This is a genomic window from Pseudoalteromonas sp. S1610 (assembly GCF_005887465.1).
Lineage (GTDB): Bacteria > Pseudomonadota > Gammaproteobacteria > Enterobacterales > Alteromonadaceae > Pseudoalteromonas > Pseudoalteromonas undina.
Map to the genome: position 1 here is coordinate 13,109 of NZ_PNDI01000014.1, position 19,855 is coordinate 32,963.

Here is a 19,855-nt window from a genome sequence, read left to right on the forward strand (position 1 = left end):
TGCTTTAGTATTAGAGCGATCCTATAGCAATTTCTAATGAAAAGGAAACAACATGAAGCTCGCTTTTAAAACCGCATTATTTATTACTGCTATGTTTTTACTCAGTGCCTGTACCAGCGCACCGGAAGGAATAACCCCTGTTAAAAACTTTGATTTAGAAAAGTACCAAGGCAAGTGGTATGAGATAGCACGATTAGATCACTCTTTTGAACAAGGTATGGAGCAAGTAACAGCCACTTATTCAATTAACGATGATGGAACAGTAAAGGTATTAAACAAAGGATTTATTAGTGAAGAGCAGCTGTGGGACCAAGCTGAAGGCATAGCTAAATTTGTTGAAAATGCCGATACAGGGCATTTTAAAGTATCTTTTTTTGGCCCATTTTATGGCGCCTATATTATTTTTGAGCTTGACCAGCCTGATTATCAGTATGCCTTTATAACAAGCTATAGCAAAGATTACTTGTGGTTTTTATCACGCACACCAACAGTAAGCAAAGAGCTTAAGCAGCACTTTTTAAGCCAAGTAAAGGCGCTTGGTTTTGCAACTGATGAAATTATTTGGGTAAATCAAAAAACGCTGTAAAGGGGGTTTACAAGTTGAATTGATAAATAGTCTAAGCTGTAATAAAACGATCACGTTACTGTAAGGTAAGTTAAATAAAGCAAGACTATAGTGACTGCATCTGCAAAGAAACAAGCAGGTGAAGACATAATGACAATCCCCCTTTTTAATTGGCAAGCCTGATGGCTTGCCATTTTTTTTACGCAATTTAGCCTGTTTTTTTGGGATCAGGTTTTTACTAACTAAAGCCCATTAAAACCAAAAAATAACGTACTCATGGCCAATATTACTAATATGAGTAAGTTAAAAAGTTTAGTTAACCTCACCAAAAAGCTATAAAAAGTCATTACAATTAAAGCACTTAACGTCATATAGCCACAAAATTGCAAACCACCATAACCTTGTAATTCGTTAACACATAACAGCAAACTTAGTAAAATACTGATCCAAGCAACACTCAATAAAACCAAACGCTGCTGTTGAGTGGGGCGCTTATTAAAAACATCCTTAAAATGATTAAATTTAGCCAGCGCAAAGCAGTTAAAAGCCACCAAACATAAGCTAAAAGGAAGCAAGACAATCATACTTTTTGCTCCTGAGTATTTATTGGAGTTGGTTTTTTAGCTTGCAGAGCAGTACGTAATTTTTCGGTTTGTAACAAAAACAGCAAACCAAACGCTAGAAAAAGACTATCAAACATAAATAATGCCCACTGCTCGTGACGCAAATAACTGATTATATTACCTTGTGTTGTTAGCGCATTAACAAGTGGCACACTAAAGCAAGCAATGCTGTTTATGGCAGCCATCACACACCACTGCAACTTGTCACGCTTTACAAAGGCAATGATGAACACACATAGCCAAGTTAAAAAGAAAGCGAGTATTTCTTTATCTGCGCGCTCAGCAACCTGTTTACTGAGTAAACGATTAGCCAAAAAGAAAGCCGATGTAGCCAAGGGTAGTCCCATCAATGTTCCTAGATTTAACCCTTCAACTAGCTTTAGCCCCCAAGATGGCTGAGTATTTTTTTTCATTCTTTCGCGTAAGCGCTTAGCCCACATTATGCAGCCTGTCGCTATCATTATGCAGCCGGCAATGCCGCCTAAAAAATATAAAACACGTAATAATGGTTCTGCTAAACGCCCAGTATGCATTGAGTTTAATGATTCATATAGCGCCTTACTGCCGGTGAGTTCATCATCAGTTTGAGCAACAAGCTCACCACTCGCTCCGCTAAAAATTAAACGGGGTGATTGATCCCTTAATGTTTTCCCAGGGCTCACCAAAACCATAATAGTTGCAGCGGCTTTATTCGGGTTATTAATAATTACCCGAGTTATATCAGCCTCTGGCCACTTAGTATAAACCTGATCTAAAACAGTATTGATAGGCACTAAAGGTGCAGTACCTTGCAATGATTCTGTTACAGGACTACTTGGCGAAACATCATTGAAAAAACCACGTATTCCATTTTCATAAACGGTTTGCGCGGGGTAGGGAAATATCATGAATATCAGAGTAATAATGCCGGTGTAGGTAATCATTAAATGAAACGGTAAGGCAAATACAGAACTTAAATTATGTACATCTAACCAGCTACGACTGCCTTTATTAGCTCTAAAAACAAACATATCTTTAAAAATTCGTTTATGAATTACTATCCCTGATATCAATGCAATAAGCATAAACAAGCTTGCAAAGCACACAATCCAACGCGCTGTTTTTACATCAATATAATGTAAATCAAAATGCAGGCGATAAAAGAAATTTCCCCCTCGGGTATCTGTAAAAGGAGCTAAAGGCTGCATATTATTTGGATCTAAACGGGTATTTTCAAAAGAGGCTCTGCGCTGCTCAGGCTCTTTTGGCTTAGCATAACCATACGTTAAATAGGGTACACGCTCTTCAGGAAGTGTTATACGCCAATTAGGGGCATTAGGTGCTTGGGTATTTAAATACTCAACGCCACTTATTATTTGTTGCTTTTGCGCGCCAATACGGTCTGTCTGCTGCTCAATATTATGAATACTTGGCTGATTCCATAAACTAACTTCATCTCTAAAAAAGCTGATGGTGCCTGCAAAAAATATTAAATACAGTAACCAACACACGAGTAAACCTACCCATGTATGTAACCAGGTCATTGAGCGAAAAAAACTCCCTTTCATAACCATCCCTTCATTAACGACAATATAAAAAATTGCACTGCAACACTTAGTAAAATACTGATCCAAACTGTTTTTAACGACTGAAGATAAAAACTATAAATAAACACCAGTGCATAAATTAAAATACTCGCAGACACACTTAAAAGAACCGCGTCAACTTTAGAGACCGGCACCACAACACTTAACAGCGACACACTGACGGCAGTAAAGAAATACCCGCCCACAATGGCGATAAAAAAACGCGATAAAACCGCTAATTCATAGTTAAAGCGCTGCATAAATTGCCATAACATAGAAAATACGGGTTTGGGAAAGTCTAAAAGACGGTTAGAGGCCTGCATATACTGCAAATTCCTTTTAAACATAGCTAAAAAAGATGGCGATATTATAACGCCAACAAATACAAAAGATAGTAATTCTTATTTGTATTTGAATGCAGTGATAAGCATTAAATTGAGTTAGTTAAATAGTGATCTGCAATTAGATTACAAATTAACTATAAAATAACCTGTATAAGTGAGTGCTTGTTCTGAATGCGTTGTTGTTATCTACTAAATACATAAAGCCGCAGTAAATACACGTCAGTGTATGAAATTAAAAGTTAGCTAAAGCACTCTCATGAATCAGTTTTTAAATGGCCTAACAGGAAAGTTTGATATAGCAGCTAATAATTAAAGATCTTCTAAGCTTTAAATTTCCCTCAAATAACACTGGATCAGTATTTTACCAATAAGGGATAAAATACCACTGATATAAACCGATTTTTTACTAACTTATTACCGTAGAGGGCTAAAAAACCACCAAAAACGATGAAAAAACAGGCTTGGAAAATTAAATTTCATACTTTTAAACCGACGTGTTAGTAAAAATCTGATCTTTGATAAATGCGGTTTAATCCGTAATGATTTTAATTGAGCAAATAACAATAGAGATGCAATGCGTAAATTATGCTCAATAAATAAACATGTCGCATAGATGTTGCAGCCACTTTATTTTACTCCTTAAGTACAGGCCTCCAGCCATACAAAACTACAAAATGGTTCTGAAAGATTAAAAATAGTTTATAAACATCTATATAGGTTCAACATCTATTAAGTCACTATGACTATGCCTTAAAATAACTCCCTCTAGCGTTAAAATATAATTTACATCGGTGTTATTTTTCTTGTTGCATTTTGCTGGTCAAAATTAATAACTTCATATTGCTTATCTCTTTTAAAAAGCCTTAACGTTAACAAAAGATTTCATTTTGATAACAATTGTGTTTAAATCCGAAACAATGGACTGAGATAACCCTCTAAACTAATTTGCACGGAAGTAAAAAAATAATAATTTTTAAAAATGGAAAAACTATGAATAAAAAAATCTTTGCTGCTTCCGCTTTACTAGCAATCTCATCAACTTCTTTACTTGCATCTAACCAAACATTTCAAGCAAGTGTAAACGGTTGGACTGAGCCTACTTTTGCAGAAGATAGCGCACTGCACTTTGGTAAAATTCGCTTATCTACAAGTTCAACATGTACGATGGATAATGCTGGCGTTGTATCGGGTGACTGTGATGCGTCAGATGCAAACATTCAATTAGGTGGAATTACTGTATCTGGTTTAGCGCCAAATTCAGCAATGAATATTACTGTATCTGGAAGCACAGGCACTAACTTAACTTTTGCTCCAGTAACAACGGCTACAGATGGAACAACCAGTGTAACAACTGCTGACAATGTTGCGTCTCCTTTCACTACTGATGCAAGTGCAACAGATATTACCGTTAATGTATATGGTGATATGACCGTTGATTCTACACTGACAGCGGGCGCTGCTTACACTGTAGATTACACTGTAGATGTGTCTTTCCAATAAGACTATGAAAGCTGAGGCAATAGTAATTTACTAATTTAGTCTCAGTTTATTTTTTTTGCGCAATTGCGCATTAAAAATAAAATGTGTGGAGCATCGCGCTCCACTTTTTATTATCATGTTGTTGAGTTGTCCCATGATGTTTAAACTTTTTTGTTGGGCTTCCCTTTGCCTAACTCTTTTACTACCTGAAATTTGTAGTGCCAACCTTGCGCTGTCTGAATACCGTTTATACTTCGATGGACGTACTAAAAATAATTCACTACTTATCCGCAATACCTCTAATAAAAATCTCGATTTTAAACTTGTTGTTACCCATAAAGATATGACCGAAGAAGGAGCGCTTATAGATGTTACTCCGCAACAAGTTGAAGGACGCTCTGCCAAAAACATGCTACGGTTTTCACCTCGTCGAGGCACTATTGCCCCAAAAGGGATGCAAGCTATCAGAATGACCGTTCGCAAAAAAGCTGAGCTTGCTGTTGGCGAATACAGGGCGGTGCTTAAAATCATAGCCTCTGAATCACAAAACCCTGACGCTGATGGAATAAGTATTAGGCCTAAGGTTGCTTACAGCGTGCCTGTTATCGTTCGTCATGGCCAATTAGAGGCTGACTCAGAATTAATAAACCCGCAATTAATTACTCAAAATGGGCGCCCGACTCTAACATTTTGGCAAACACTCACAGGGAATCGCTCTGTGTATGGAAACTTTGAATTAGTTGATGAGAATAATGTAATGGTTGGTGAAATAGCCAATGTGGCCGTTTATACCCCTCTATCTCGTCGCAAGGTATACATCACTTTACAAGCTCCTGTGACAGGACCTTTGACACTCAATTACAAAGAAAACGAGCTTTACGGCGGTAAAATCGAGTTAGCGATCCCTATTAATATCAAATAGAAAGTGCTAAACATAAGGGCATTAGGCTGTGGTTTAGCGGCTCGCTTATTACTTTGTACATTACTGTTAATTGCACCTAAAGCAATCATTGCCAAGCAGTTACCGACTCTTTATCAATGGCCTATTGATGAGGAGGCTTTTGTGATTATAAATGTCAGGGTAAATGGGCGTTCAGTTGTCTCAGATTTAGAAGCCTACTATTCAAAATCAAATAAGTTGCTATTGCCCATAAGCGCCCTGAAATCGACTATGGGAATTAGCTTAGATGTGTCAAAAAATACACTGGTTGCTAAAGTTGACTCAAGTGAGCTGGTGCTTAATACTGAGCTTTCCTCAACTTTAGCTCCCTCAGAAAATGTTTCATTGTGGGCTGTCGATGACTACGACCACTATGTTGATTTATCTGTCATAAATACACTTTTAAATACCGACTCGCGCTTTGATTACTCACTGATGCAGGTTTCATTTTCTAGTAGCTTGCTTACTTATAATAACAACCAAGTAACAAGTGGTATTACAAAACAAATTAAGTCCAAAGCACTGCAATACGATCACTTTATAGACGACCAATACCAAACGCTGACCTATCCGATATCTGAATATTCGTTATCAGCAAGCTATAAATCATCTAATAATCGTTATAAGGGGCTGCTCAGGCTTAATAGCTACTTTGACTTATTTCATCATCGAGCTGAACTACGATTCAACAAAAACGAAAACACCGCTAATACCTTTTTAAAAGTAACTAAAGACTTTAATTTAAGTGAACAAGATCACTCACTGGCACGCATTCACTACCAATTAGGAGATATTCAATCTCAATCAGATCAGCTTATTACTAGCTCAAATCAAGGTCGGGGATTTTATATTTCAAATGCTAACCCTCATTCGGCACAAAACTTTTCAACCATTACCATTGAAGAACCCGCATTACCGGGCTGGCAAGCGGAGCTGTATCGAAATGGTCAATTTATTGCCACTACTCAAGCTAACGACGAAAATTTGGTTCGATTTACCGATGTTGAAACGTTTTACGGCAACAATATTTTTGAAATTAAACTTTTTGGCTCACAAGGCGAGCAAATCACACGTACTCAAAAATATACAATAGGACAAGACGCACTATCGCCCGGAAAAATAAGCTATCAAGTAGAGTTTTTAGAAGCAGATAAAAGCGTTTTTAATCAATCTAATAACGCTTCAACAGCGATGAGCAATTCCTTTAAAAGCAATCTATCATATGGCATTAGTGAATTTATCACTTATGACGCTCAAGTTACTCATTTGCAAACTGACCAAGATAACAGCAGCTACCTATCATCGGGGCTAAATACACTTACAGATCACGGCAGTTACCGTTTTCTAGCCACAAAACAACTCGATGCTGGCTATGCTTATTTTGCCGGCTTTAGAGGCCTACTTTCTGATACACTTTTTAACGACATCAGTGTTAATGTTGAATACAGTGCCCTTAATGACTTTTCTAGCGCTTTATTTGTAGCACAAGAGAACTCACTCAAAAATAGGCTGTTATTGAGCCTAAATGGTCGGACTGATTTCTTTAACTCCCTTAACTGGAATATGAGATGGAGCAATGAAGTACGTGAAAATACCAACACTAAAAACCGACTCTCATTAGGTATCAATAAAAGTTATATCGGAGGAACATGGTCAAGCCAACTATTTTATGATGGCGATACGAATAACCTAATAAACCGGCTTTATTCTTCAATGGATATTGCCTCTTGGAAATGGACCAACACCTTAGATTGGCAGACTAATAATGACGCAGAACTTACTCGTTTGAGAAGTAGTTTACGTTGGCCACAAACACAAAGCACCTTCAATCAAACCCAGCTGACATATCAGTCTAACTCTGCAGCAAATACGCTTTTAAGTCATCAGTATACATACCGCCATGAGATATTTAATATACAAGTATCAGGGCAAGTCGATAATCGAGGTGATTGGCGCTTTTCTTTAGGTTTAAATGGCACATTTAGTTTTGATCATTTAGAAGCAGACTTTAACTTTGACACTCCTCGCTCATTAAATTCAGGGCAAATAGAAGTTAGTTCGTTCATAGATTGGAATGAAAATGAAATCTTTGACCAAGGCGATGAGCCAATTCAAGACGTTAATTTTACTGGCAACTACCTATGGCGAGATAAGTACACAAATAATGACGGAAAGGTCTTGCTGCCAAGCAGTTACGGTGGCCAAGTTTTAGATGTTAATTTACGCTCGTTGTCTAATCCTTACTTGCAGCCCTCTTTAGGGAAAATTAAAACATTGGCTCATAGAGGCGGGCAAACCAAAGTAAACATTCCTTTAGTTGTCTACAACGAGGTTGAGGGGACTATCTATCTATCGAGCAATGAAAAGAGTAAACCTATCGCAGGACTGACGGTTGTACTTAAAGAAAAGGGCGGCGAAAAACATTATTCAACGGTCACTGAATATGATGGTTATTATTATTTTTCTAATGTTTCTCAAGGAAGTTATATTCTTGAAATAGAAAAAAATGAGCAGCTATCAGAAAACATAACCATAAAAAACCTTCCCGAGCAGATCATCACTGAAAAAAGCGGCGATACCATAATACTGCAAGACATCATTGTATACACAAATAACGCTAATACCTTAAATAAGCAACCAACAACAGCAGCTAAAGCAAACCAAAACACGCCTTATTTTGTGCAATTAGGCGTATTCAAAAAGTTTCAATCGGCACTTATTGTGGCGAATAAAATTGATAAAGCAGCCTATGCTTTGCAGTTATATAAACATGAAAACCGTGATAGCTATTACCTCGTTGCAGGCCCATATAATAATGCAGCTAAAGCACAGCAAACCATTAATGATGTTTATTCAATACCGGCGCTTCATGGCAGCTTTATGGTTGATGCAAGGCGATATGCCTCACCACAGTGGCGAAAAATAGGGGAGTGGGGCGATATGCAAACCCAAAAAACTGAGACTTACTTTTGCCAGTACGTAGCATATACCTCTGAAAAATCAGTTAATAAAAAACTGCTAAGGGAAAATCCATCACTGTTCGTAGCAAAGCAAGCAATAAAAGGTAAAGCCCATTATTTGATGCTGTCAGGGCCGCATAATGCAAAGCAAACAGCGTGTGATAAGCAAGTGGTTAAACAAATAGAAGGGCTCACCACCGCGATAAAGAAACCTTGGCACAGCATTTTTGCTATAAATCAGTAGTAAAGTACTGCACCTGTGTTTTGCCATCACTGTTTAAATGCGACTCACATTTTATTTCACAACGCGCTCCCGCGGATTCGGCAACCCAAATCGATTGCGCGCTCTTTTTAATATAACAGGCAGAATACAGAGCATCTTCTTTTTGCGCAGCAACAACAAAGCAACGCTGAAAATCACCCAAAGCTAATACTTTGATTGGATAAACTTGTTCTTGTGCAATTACACCAGCACTAAATGTTTGTGATGATTTAGCATAAACAGCATATGAAATAGCGAGCATACACACCAAAAACATTAAAATAGATATTTGTTTCATATAATTAAAGCGAATTAAAAAGCAATATAGTAAGTGTAGAATAAATTAGTTTTTATGTGTTTATTTAACAAATATTAGACTGTAAATAGCAATGACCGCTTGATTCACCACAAGTCAATGTACTGATGATATAATACATTTTTTGCAAAAAGAGCGGGGCACTATGTTAACTATTTCAAATACCGTAACCATAGATGAATGGGAAGTAGAGCTCAGCGCTATTCGCTCACAAGGTGCAGGCGGGCAAAATGTTAATAAAGTAGCCAGTGCTATACATTTACGCTTTGATATTAATCGCTCTAAATTACCTGACTTTTATAAAGAACGATTACTTGCTTTAAAAGATTCAAGGATCACCAAAGAAGGGGTATTGATAATTAAAGCCCAGAGCCACCGCACTCAAGAGCTCAACAGGGAAGATGCGCTTAAACGGCTAAAAGATCTAATTTTAAGCGCCACAAAGGTTAATAAGGCACGTCGTGCTACCAAACCTAGCCGTAACTCACAGCGTAAACGTATGGATAAAAAAACCAAACACGGCCAAACCAAAGCTCTCCGCGGTAATATTAAGCTGTAACTTAAGTAACCTGACTCTGGTTAAGCACATAAAAAAGGCTGCGAATGCAGCCTTTAATTTAATCATAAGTATGATGGCGGGTGACGCTAAATCGGTTTAGGATTCGATGCACTACATACACTGCGCTTAAGCTTACTGTTACTGCAACAGCCACCGAGCTAAATCGATACATGGCGCTGTATATTAAATCTTGCCCAGGGCCTAACGACTGACCAAATAAAATCCCAAAAGTGGTCAATACCCCAAACCCAACCCCCGGTGGACCACCGCCTAAAATATGAAAACGACTGAATATAAAAGACAAAATCCATAATATAGCCACCGGAAAAAGCAAAACGTCGGTATGGTTATACAAAAACAACTGCGCAACTAAAGCAGCATTACAGCCTATCAGTGTACCAATAATACGTTGCCAACTTGCGGTGCCCGCAGCCTTAAAACACAACGAAAATAAAATTAAAATAGATGCCGCTTGCGCCGAAATTGAATCTTGCAAATCAAGCACCTGAAAAACCACAAACGACAAAGTCGCAACCGTGGCACATAACAACACCTCGTGACGAATACTTTCTTTATCCTTGTGCGGTACAGCGCGCATGGGTCGCGCTGTCACATCAGGAAACAAGCCATGCATCAAGAGCGCAATAATAATAGTAATAAAAATAGCCACACCATTACTTAAAATAAGCGGGTAAATGCTACTAGCTTGATCAACATGACTGGCAAAATGTAACTGAATCGATAAACTCACCGCACTTAACGCACCAAATAAAAACGCACCACCAGAGCTCATTAAGTAAAATAACACGCAAAAACTAGCAAAAATAATGAGCGTCATTAACACAGGCAAGTGTGAAAATAAGCCCTGTAAAATAAGCACTATAAACGCACTGTAGGCAGCACTGGCAACAAATTGACGGATCACGCCCTTGTTAATACTTGGCACTAAACCGAGTAGTAACATAGGGTAAACTGTAAAAAATATTCCATTGGGCCAATTCATTAACTTGCACAAAGTAAAACCAATAGTGCAGCCGCCAGCAATCCGTAGCGCTTGGCGTAAACCATTTGAATCGAGTTGTGGCGCTTGGCTAACATGTTGTGTCATTACTTGCCCCACTAATAAATGTAATGTAACCAACTAATAAAGCGGATCTGTACTGTTCCCAACCATTGACCTATAGCCGATTGTGGAAGTAACTGCACAGTGGCACGCGCACCACTGGGCATATTATTTATAAGCTGATTGTTATTTGGCAGCACTAAATGAATACGTTGACGCTGCGCATCCCGAACCCAGCGATTGCTGGTTTCGGTGGTGCTAAGTAATCCATTTGCACTAAGTTGTCCGTCACTGACACCCGCTTCAAATATTTCAATTTTTGCGTCGAATACTTCACCAGGCCGGCTATCAAATACCACTTTTGCTAAACTGCCTGGCTGCATGTTTAATAGTGACTTTTCACGAAAATCGGCCACCAAATCCGCTTTTTTAGCTACAACCGCGAGTAATGGCTTACCCACAACTGCATAGGAGCCCTCAAGTAACTGTAAATTAGCTACAACGCCATCACTTAAAGCCCGCACTTGCGTATAAGATAAATTAAGCTCAGCTTGTGCTAACTGGTTTGCTGCATGGCGCAGTGCTAAGTTATCTTGCCCTGAATCGCCACGCGCTAAAACAGCTTCTGCTAACTGTGCTTCAAAGGCAGCTAAATTAGATTGGCTTGCTGCAAAATTTGCACGAATGCTTTCAAGCTCTTGCTCCGAAATAGAGTTTTGTTTGTAGAGTGTTTCGCCACGCTTTTTTAATAGCTGCTGCTCATGCAATTTAGCGTTAGCTGCACTTATTTGTGCCTCCAGCGCTTTTACGTTGGTATCAAGTCGTTTATTTTGCAGTTTGGCATCATCAAGCGCAAGCTGCGCTTGCTCAAGTGCTAGTTGGTAAGTATTTTTGTCTATTTCAAATAATACATCACCCGCTTTAACCGTTTGGTTATTACTAACCAATACATCGGTAACACGGCCGTTTATTTGCGGCGATATTTGCACAACCGGATGGTAAACCCGTGCTTGTGGCGTAACCGGTAGCCATACATCGGCAACAATATAATAGAAAAATACAACAATAAAACCAACGAGCGATACTTTAACGTAGCGAGCAAATTTTTGATCGGGTGTCATACTTATTTATCTCCAGATAAGCTTACAATACAACGCCGCGCGTTTTCTTCCATTTGCACTAAACTATGCGCCATACCATCAAGCTGCTCCGTGCTTAAACCTGCATATAAACGCTGTTTAATATCGCTTGTTAACTCTTTTAAGTGTTCTAATAACTTTATACCCTCATCGGTAAAGTACAATTTTTTACTGCGTTTATCGTGTTCATCAACTTGTCGAATAACTAGATTTTGCAGCTCTAATTGCTTAATGGTGCGCGTTAATGAGGGCATTTCAATACCTAAGCTAGTCGCCAGCGCTTGCTGCGTAGCCCCTAAAGGTAAATGATGTAAGTGGATCATTGCCGTCCAACGCGACTGAGTTAAACCTAGCGGCTCAACCGCTAATGTTACCGCTTCTCGACATAAGCGGTGCACTCGCCCCATATTGCCGCATAAAGTTAAATCGAGTGTTTCATGAAAAGGAATACTGCTACTCATAGGAACTCTTACTGGTGAATATCAGCAAATTTTAACATTAGTTAGCAGGCTAAGTAAATATAGCATTACTCTGTCTCATACAGCGAAAGAATAAAATGAGCATACCCAACTTACCTTACTGGCAAATTGGGTATATGAGGGGAGAGGGGTGAATTAAATTACTGCTAAACGCTTAAAGCGAATAGTGGTCATTGCTGTAAATAGCCCACATAAGAGCACAAACAAACCAGTACTATAATAAAGCCCTTTAGTGCGTACAGGCTGCGCTATAGGCTGAAACTCTGGAAATAAATCCAAGTCACTATTTGTTACTGGTGTATCATTAAATAAATAAGGGTAGATAAATTCACTTACTTGCTTATGATATGCACTTACTTGCATTAAATAAGCTTGATACGCTTGAGTGTCTGTACCAGAAAACTGATTCAGCGCTTGTTGATAAAGCAGGTTGGGGGATAACCAGCTTACCTTAGATAAACTGTTTTCACGTGCTTGCTGTAATTGTAAATAAGCTTGCCAATGATTATCAACAGCAAGGTCGCTCAAGTTCTGCATGGCGTAATACCATTTCCAATGAAAGCGTCCTTGAAAATCAAGTTTATCGCGGTACTGTGGATACTGCTCACTAAAACGCGTTAATGCCGTTTGCATATCTTGATCCCAGCCATCATTTAAAATCAATCGCTGCTCTGTACTTGCTCTTAGTGCAGGTTGCTCAGTATATTGCTGATTAAGACCAAGATGAATAGCCCCAGGGATCAGCACTGAAAATACAAGCCAAATACTTACAAAAGCAAGGCTGTTGAACAAGCCGCTCATATTTAAACTAATAATAGCCGCAGCAATTAAAAACCATAACCCACTGTAGGCAAGTGTTAAACCTAATACTGCTATAAACACCCTATCAAATGGCAGCGATAGTAAAACGGCCGAAGCTAAAAATAGCAGTAAGACTATCCCTGCAACAATGTAAAAACGCAGCAATAGCGACCGAATAATGGTCTTTTTTGCTGCATTTCCAGCGAAAGCACTGAGTAATGTAAAACGTCCTGATTGACGTTCGTCACTTAGTAAATTTACACATAGAATGCCAATTAATATAGGTAGCATATAGGCAAGAACAAAACCCAAATCAAACCCACCGGCACGGTGTTTACTTGGGTTAATCACTTCTTTGTTGTAAATTTGCCCTTGCAAAGCTAGCGCGTTTACTTTCATTGCAGCTAAGTTATTTTGACTTTGCCCAGTAAACAGTGCTGCCCAAGGCGATAAATACCACTGAGTGGGCGCTTTAGCGTAATAAGCCAAAGATCCCATTTCAGGTAAATCACCTTTGTCTTTTAAATGCGCACGTTCTTTTTCAAACACTATCTTGGCAATAACTTGGTCTTTTCGTACCTCTTTATAAGCATTTGTACCTAAGAAAACAGCGAGTAGCGCGCTAAATAAAAACACTAACAAGCTAATTTGATTAGCACGCGGCGCCAATAAGCGCTTGAGTTCAAATTTAAGCATGAATAAATGCCCTCCGTTGCAATGCTGGCGAAATTAAAATACCAAGTAATAAAATAGTGATGAGCATAAATGCGCTTATTGCTACAGCACTGTTTTTTAATGACCAACTTAGGGTGGCATTTTGAAACTGAAACTCAGGAAAGTCCTGCCATAATGATGCTGAAACTCTTTGCTCACGGTCATTATGATGATCGACACCTTCAGCATGTATCTTATTCAAACCCTGAATGCGTTCAAACCTGTGATGCTCTGCTTGTTGCTCAAAATCAAAGAAGTGCCGACTGTCAGAAGCACTGATCGCCATCGATAAATCCCGTACTGCCAAATATGGATTGAGCCAGTAAAACTTGCTCACAAATGCCTGTTGCGCTGCAAATTTATTCAACTGGCTTTGATAGTGCCGTTGATATATTTCAGCACTGATCCGCTCACCTTCTTGCATTACTAGTCCTCGGTAGTTAACCGGCAACTCCTCCACAGTATTAACACCGTAGCTTTGTAATACTTGCTGTTTGAATTCGCTAAAATGAGGATCGTCTGGATTGTGGCTATTACCAACTTTACGAATATCTGTTTGCACCGCTAACGCCAGCATATTACGGCTCTTATGCGGGTGTAACTGCTGAGCTATATCAGCCAACGTTCGTGGTGTAAGAACTAATAATACAAACCATAGAGTTATAAGTGCGGTTAAACTGTGTTTAGGTAAACGTGTTAAACTTGAAACCAGTAACACAACCGCAACCCAAAAAATGCAGTACGCTAAATACAATAAAAATAGCAACCCAATACGAATTAACATATCAGCCGAAAATGCAACCTCACTCGCGGTTGAAATAACCAGTGAGGTAATAAAAACGGGCAGTAAAAATAACGCACTAAGCAATGTATAAGCGAAACCCTTACCAAATAACAAATGATTAAATTTAACCCCAACAGCTAACATTTGTTTGAGTGTGCCACGCTGTTGATCGCCACTTATAGTTGAAAAACTAAGAGCAATTAACAGTAATGGCCACACAAACAATAATAAATTTGCCACAGATAATTCGGAAAATCTTAACAAAGTGGCCGCTTGGCTATCATTGGCAAAGTTCGCACTGTTTTGTTTATGCGCTTCTAAAAATACGCTATTGCCTACCCAATTATTTACACCTATATCAAAATAACTCAGTGCACTGGGCGCTCGAAAAGCAAAGTGCCCAAAGTGTGCAACTCGGTGCGGGTGTCTATCTGGTTGAGCAAGCCATTGCTGTTCAACCATCTGCTGAGAACTTATTTGTAGCGAACGGCTTTGTTGGTACTGTTGCCAGCTAGTAAATAACGCTATTGCTAACAACAATTGCATTAAAGCAAACAACAACCATAGCGTACGGTTTCTTACCTTTTGTTTTAGCTCATGTTTACACACGTGCCAACTAATAAAATGAGACATTAATCATTCCTTTTAAAATCGATATGACACACTCAAGTCAACTGAACGGCCGTCCGTTGGCGAGTGAATTGTTTCACTACCGACCAAATAAACGTAGTCAGAATAGCTATCGAATACGTTATTCACTCTAAGGCCTGCATTACCCCAGCCCAAATCGTAATTAATCGCTAGATCAACTAGTTTGTAGTCACCATATTGCTTGTTTTGAACAACATTACTGACATAGTAATCCCCCTGAAAATGACCATACATTGCCACTTTAAGCTTGTTTACAGGGCGATATATAACTCCTGCAGTTGCAGTAAACTCAGGAACTCCTAACAGCCAATTACCTTTCTGGGCAATTTTAGCTTCACCGGGTTCAATTAATTTTGCTTCTTGGCGCGTGTACGAAGCAAAGCCTGACCACTGTGTATTGATATCTGCGCTGAACGCAAGATCCCAGCCTTTTCGCTTAGTTTCGCCAATATTATCAAATCCGCCCGAGCCATCAGTTTTGGGGGTTAATTCATCTTTTGCATCCTGCTGCCAAACAGATAAGCGTGTATTCAACCACTCAAATAGTTGCCATTTTGCACCGGTTTCATAACCATAGTTTTTAGAGAAATCATAACCTGGATCTTGTTCACCCAAGTAGGCTTTGCTACCTGTAGGAGCTTGAAAGCTAACACCGTAATTAGCAAATAAGTTCAATGAATCAGTCAGTTCATAGAGCACATTAAATTTAGGCTGTACGATTAAACCATCATCATTTATGGTTTTGCTTTGTTGCTTTAAACCATCATACAAATCACCACTAAAACTATCTAAACGTATGCCGCCACTAAGTAAAAAGCGTTCACCACGGTATTGTAATTGACCAAAACCACCATAATTATTGTAGTCAAAATCCCAATTTCTAAACTGCGCTTGACGCTGCTTTACAATTGTTGCGAAACGCTCATTGGTATTATCTTGCGCTTGATAATCAAGACCCATTGTAAATAACCACTGTGGGCTTAGTGTTGCACTTAACGTTGCGATAGCACCGTATTGTCGGTCTTTTTCTAAACGCTCTTGTTGTACAGAACTCGCTGTATATTGAATATAACGATGGCGATCAAACTGTTGTGCGTAACTCTTAATACTTAATTGCCACTGCCGATTAAATGTATGATCAACATGAACACTCAAGTGTCGTGTTTGTTTATCACCGCTGTCATTTTTTGCATAATCTGCAGATTGGGTCGCATCGAGATGCGCTTCTTCCTCTGTTAAATAACCTGGAGCATCAGCTTCGTAATCAAAATAACGCGCAATCACGCCAACTTCAGTTTGATCCGTTGGTTGATAAAACCACTTAGCTGAAAATGTATGCTTTTGTAGATCACTATGATCACGGTAGCCCTTCGTATCACGCATCCCAACAAAATAATGTTGAGAAAAGCGCTCATTGATATCGCCAAAATACCCTTGCGCCTCGTATGTATTAAAACTACCGAGCAATAACTCAACCTCTTGGGCTTCATCACGACGGCTGCGCATATTAATGTTACCTGCGAGATTATGTAACCCATAACGAGCATCTTGATTACCTTTAACAACCTCTATTGATTCTAACTCCATTGGAAAAAGTGCATCCATTTCACCTAAGCCAACATGTAAATTACTAGGAATACCATCGATTAATAATTTAGTATGTGGCATAGAACCTTCAGCATTAAAGCCACGAATAGCTACATCTGTAGACACAATACCTTGATTAAAGCGTGAAAAATAAACCCCTGGGATTTTAGTTAATAAGTCAACGGTGACATTTACGTGCTCATTTTGTAGTTGATCACGATTAATTACATCTACTGAGCCAACGAGCTGGACTTCTTTAGCCCCGTTGCTTTGCCCAGTAACTTCTATAACATCACCAATAAATAGCGTTGAATCTTTACTTTGTTCATCACCAGCCAGTGCAACACTTGAAAAACTGAGACAACTTAATAAAGCGATATTAATTGGTGAAAGGCGGGTACTACACATGTTGGTTTTCCTATTAAATTTATACAGCTTCTGGGTTTAAAAGAGGTGTATTTACTGACTGAGGGTGTGCAGATAGCCCATCACCACTGATAATTTGGTGATAGTTCGCTTCAAGGTCGTCAAGTGATAATCCTTTGTTATCAAGCAAAGCACATAGCTTTCCTTGCTTCATTATGCCTATCTGCTTAGCTAGGCAGTGAGCACAATAAAGATCATGAGTCACCATTAGTATGGCCGCGCCGCGCTGTGCCAGTATCTCTATAATTTTAATAAATTCACGTGTAGCACTTGGATCTAAGCCAGAAGTTGGCTCATCCAGTAATAAAACTTTCGCCTTACGTAAAATAGCAAATGCAATACCCACTTTTTGACGCATCCCTTTGGAGTAACTACTCAGCGGCTTTTGCCATGCCGATTTTTGTAACCCCGTTTGAGTAAGTGCGTCTTCAATGCCAGTAACGCTTATTACTTGTTTAGTAAGCGAGGCTAAATACTGTAAATTTTCAATCGCATTAAATTCTTCAAATAAGTTAACTTGCTCGGGTAGATAAACAAGCTTTTGCTTACTTTTTTCTGGCTCTAGTTGAACATCAATTTCATCAATCGTCATGCAACCAGAATCTGGCGTAATGAAATTTAGTAATAGATTTAAAGTGGTGCTCTTACCTGCACCATTTGCACCAAGCAAACAGGTAACTTGGCCAGCGGGGACTGATAAGCACAAATCATTTAACGCATGATTATCACCAAACGACTTACTTAGATGGCTAATTTCGATCATAAAACAACTCCCTTAACAACCTCAAAATGAAATGTTATACTATATCAAAAGAGTTATAGGTACAAGCAAGCCTTTTCCTTAATAGTCATTATCAGCCAGATTAAATTTATATCCAGCTGCACACAAAAAACCGACTTTCATCGGTTTTCGGTTTGGTTATTATTTGAGATTGAACTATTAAAAGTTAAGTAAATTAGCTGGAGAGTATTGATCAGTCAGCACCTTAGTATCACTTGGCCAGTCCTTTCCATCTTTAGTGAAAAACATACGCTGGCTAATTGCCTCTATATCCACATCATAAGGGGTAAGTAGTGGAGCTAGTTGCTTAACCCGCTGTGCTATTTGTTGCTCTGTAGGGGTTTTGTTATAACCGGCTAAAATAATCCGGTTACTATTATTATTGGCTGTTACATTAATAAAATCGCCAAATACCGCATGATAAGTTGCCGACTCATGTTCATAAAGTTTACTTGATGAAAACGTGTTAGCAGCAACAATTCCGCCTTCGGCTAATACGCTTTTTATTTCTTCAAAAAACTCTTTTGTGAGTAGGTGCTCAGGAATGTAATCGCCATTAAACGCATCTAAAATAATCCAATCAAATTGCTGGCTTTTAAGCGCCGCACGTTTAATAAAAATACGCCCATCTTGTACTTTAGTAGTTACGTTATCGGTTTCTATAAAGTTAAAATAATCGCGCGCCACTTTAATTACCGAAGGATCTATTTCAACATTTTCAATGTGTGCCTTTGGGTATAGCTCATGAATCATATTAGAGAGCGTGCCGCCACCTAAACCAATAATGAGTACATTTTTAGGTTTATCAATCAGTAATAAACTAGAAAAAGCCAGTTTAGTATAATTAAATACCAGTTTTTTAGGGTCGCTAATGTACATGCAACTTTGGCTGCTTTGTCGAGTTTTTTCATCAAACTTTAAACAGCGTAAATCGCCAGTTTCTTCAACGAGTAAATTTCGATATAAAGAGCGCTCTTTATGCACAACATTACTCATACTATGAGCTGAAAATAGCAGCGCCATTATACTAATAAACAATAATTTAAGCTTGTGCATAAACGGCCTCTCGCACTTTAAGTTTATCAAAGCTAATAGCAATTAGCCCAAGCGTGCCTAACACACCAGCAAAACCTAAAATAATGGTGTTAACATCAAACGCCAGTACCATATAAAAAGAGGTAATAATGGTGCCCAGCGCACTGCCTAAGGTACTTACAAAATAAAGGCCGCCAGCCACTTGGCCGCTGCGCTCACTATTGGTAACCAGCAAACGTACAGAGTAGGGCGAGATCATGCCTAAAATAATGGTGGGTATAAAAAATAACGCGGTTGAGGCGAGTAACGAGCCGTAGCGGCTGTCTTCAATATGCGAAAAAATAAATGCCATAATTGGCTCAGCAAACAAAGCAATGGGCACCACCATAATACTGGCAACTAAAAAGATTAACCCATATTTGGTCAACGAAGGATGACGAATAGACAGCTTCCCTCCCAGTAAATACCCGAATGATAAGCTAAGCATAAATACCGTAATAATACTGCCCCAGATATGTACGCTACTGCCAAAGTAAGGCGCTAAAATGCGCCCACCTAACAGCTCTATTCCCATAATACTAAAGCCACTGCTAAAGGCTAAAAAGTAAATTAATGCATTTGTTTTTGTTAACATTATATTATTCTTATTGTGTTATTTTCATCCATCTTAACGTGATAGCTGTATAGCCGCTAGTATAAAAATTAGACGCACACATAGAGCGCAAAAAAACATTTTGTTATAAAGTAACACATGCTATAGTTTTGGTTATAATATAACGTTA

At 38.8% G+C, this 19,855-nt stretch carries 18 protein-coding genes; 5 read left to right on the plus strand and 13 right to left on the minus strand.

The genetic code is table 11. The features are described 5' to 3' along the window. Positions 1-52: 52 nt before the first annotated feature. The gene (locus tag CWB77_RS07955; protein ID WP_138622199.1) at positions 53-586 is read left to right on the plus strand and encodes a lipocalin family protein; all 534 of its coding nucleotides are present in this window, start codon (positions 53-55) and stop codon (positions 584-586) included. A 221-nt stretch (positions 587-807) separates the two neighbouring features. Here CWB77_RS07955 and CWB77_RS07960 read toward each other — a convergent pair whose 3' ends face one another. From CWB77_RS07960 to CWB77_RS07970, 3 genes are read right to left on the minus strand one after another with little or no spacing between them, the layout of a single operon-like run. After that, on the minus strand, positions 808-1,149 hold the full coding sequence (locus CWB77_RS07960; protein WP_055012639.1) for a DUF3325 domain-containing protein: 342 nt from the start codon (positions 1,147-1,149) through the stop codon (positions 808-810). After that, complete coding sequence (locus CWB77_RS07965) at positions 1,146-2,735, minus strand: PepSY-associated TM helix domain-containing protein (RefSeq protein ID WP_138622201.1); 1,590 nt, start codon at positions 2,733-2,735, stop codon at positions 1,146-1,148. Before CWB77_RS07965 ends, CWB77_RS07960 begins: the two co-directional genes overlap by 4 nt. Beyond that, on the minus strand, positions 2,732-3,076 hold the full coding sequence (locus CWB77_RS07970; RefSeq protein ID WP_075170119.1) for a hypothetical protein: 345 nt from the start codon (positions 3,074-3,076) through the stop codon (positions 2,732-2,734). Before CWB77_RS07970 ends, CWB77_RS07965 begins: the two co-directional genes overlap by 4 nt. 1,011 nt (positions 3,077-4,087) lie before the next feature. On the opposite strand from CWB77_RS07970, the gene CWB77_RS07975 reads away from it, so the two are divergent. From CWB77_RS07975 to CWB77_RS07985, 3 genes are all read left to right on the plus strand, one after another. Continuing rightward, positions 4,088-4,597: a hypothetical protein gene (locus CWB77_RS07975; RefSeq protein WP_010388724.1), complete on the plus strand. Its 510-nt coding sequence runs from the start codon at positions 4,088-4,090 to the stop codon at positions 4,595-4,597. 133 nt (positions 4,598-4,730) lie between these two features. Then, on the plus strand, positions 4,731-5,498 hold the full coding sequence (locus tag CWB77_RS07980) for a fimbrial biogenesis chaperone (RefSeq protein ID WP_241773569.1): 768 nt from the start codon (positions 4,731-4,733) through the stop codon (positions 5,496-5,498). A 3-nt stretch (positions 5,499-5,501) separates the two neighbouring features. Beyond that, a complete protein-coding gene (locus CWB77_RS07985) occupies positions 5,502-8,720 on the plus strand; it encodes an SdrD B-like domain-containing protein (protein WP_138622203.1) in 3,219 nt (1,072 codons plus the stop codon). Here the strand turns inward: CWB77_RS07985 and CWB77_RS07990 are convergent. After that, positions 8,707-9,036 carry a hypothetical protein gene (locus CWB77_RS07990; RefSeq protein ID WP_024602434.1) on the minus strand — a complete coding sequence of 110 codons (330 nt, stop codon included), beginning with the start codon at positions 9,034-9,036 and terminating at the stop codon, positions 8,707-8,709. The two genes, CWB77_RS07985 and CWB77_RS07990, sit on opposite strands and share 14 nt — an antisense overlap. Positions 9,037-9,199: 163 nt before the next feature. On the opposite strand from CWB77_RS07990, the gene arfB reads away from it, so the two are divergent. Further along, positions 9,200-9,613: an alternative ribosome rescue aminoacyl-tRNA hydrolase ArfB gene (arfB, locus tag CWB77_RS07995; RefSeq protein ID WP_013462803.1), complete on the plus strand. Its 414-nt coding sequence runs from the start codon at positions 9,200-9,202 to the stop codon at positions 9,611-9,613. Between the two features lie 58 nt (positions 9,614-9,671). Here arfB and CWB77_RS08000 read toward each other — a convergent pair whose 3' ends face one another. The 9 genes from CWB77_RS08000 to CWB77_RS08040 form a co-directional block, all read right to left on the minus strand. Then, complete coding sequence (locus CWB77_RS08000; protein ID WP_138622205.1) at positions 9,672-10,721, minus strand: DUF2955 domain-containing protein; 1,050 nt, start codon at positions 10,719-10,721, stop codon at positions 9,672-9,674. An 11-nt stretch (positions 10,722-10,732) separates the two neighbouring features. Then, entirely contained in the window at positions 10,733-11,797 is a 1,065-nt protein-coding gene (locus CWB77_RS08005) for an HlyD family secretion protein (protein WP_138622207.1), read from the minus strand. 2 nt (positions 11,798-11,799) lie between these two features. Next, positions 11,800-12,276, minus strand: coding sequence for a MarR family winged helix-turn-helix transcriptional regulator (locus CWB77_RS08010; RefSeq protein WP_138622209.1), 477 nt, complete (start codon positions 12,274-12,276; stop codon positions 11,800-11,802). A gap of 153 nt (positions 12,277-12,429) precedes the next feature. Beyond that, positions 12,430-13,791 carry a DUF3526 domain-containing protein gene (locus CWB77_RS08015; protein ID WP_138622211.1) on the minus strand — a complete coding sequence of 454 codons (1,362 nt, stop codon included), beginning with the start codon at positions 13,789-13,791 and terminating at the stop codon, positions 12,430-12,432. Beyond that, positions 13,784-15,226, minus strand: a complete 1,443-nt coding sequence (locus tag CWB77_RS08020; RefSeq protein WP_138622213.1) for an ABC transporter permease — start codon at positions 15,224-15,226, stop codon at positions 13,784-13,786. The genes CWB77_RS08015 and CWB77_RS08020 overlap by 8 nt, the downstream gene beginning before the upstream one ends. Positions 15,227-15,238: 12 nt before the next feature. Continuing rightward, the gene (locus CWB77_RS08025; protein ID WP_138622215.1) at positions 15,239-17,239 is read right to left on the minus strand and encodes a TonB-dependent receptor; all 2,001 of its coding nucleotides are present in this window, start codon (positions 17,237-17,239) and stop codon (positions 15,239-15,241) included. A 19-nt stretch (positions 17,240-17,258) separates the two neighbouring features. Next, positions 17,259-18,020 carry an ABC transporter ATP-binding protein gene (locus CWB77_RS08030; protein ID WP_138622217.1) on the minus strand — a complete coding sequence of 254 codons (762 nt, stop codon included), beginning with the start codon at positions 18,018-18,020 and terminating at the stop codon, positions 17,259-17,261. 177 nt (positions 18,021-18,197) lie between these two features. Beyond that, positions 18,198-19,094 (minus strand): spermidine synthase, encoded by an 897-nt coding sequence (locus CWB77_RS08035; RefSeq protein WP_138622218.1) that lies wholly within the window; start codon positions 19,092-19,094, stop codon positions 18,198-18,200. Continuing rightward, positions 19,081-19,707 carry a fused MFS/spermidine synthase gene (locus CWB77_RS08040; RefSeq protein ID WP_010388742.1) on the minus strand — a complete coding sequence of 209 codons (627 nt, stop codon included), beginning with the start codon at positions 19,705-19,707 and terminating at the stop codon, positions 19,081-19,083. The genes CWB77_RS08035 and CWB77_RS08040 overlap by 14 nt, the downstream gene beginning before the upstream one ends. Between the last annotated feature and the right edge of the window lie 148 nt (positions 19,708-19,855).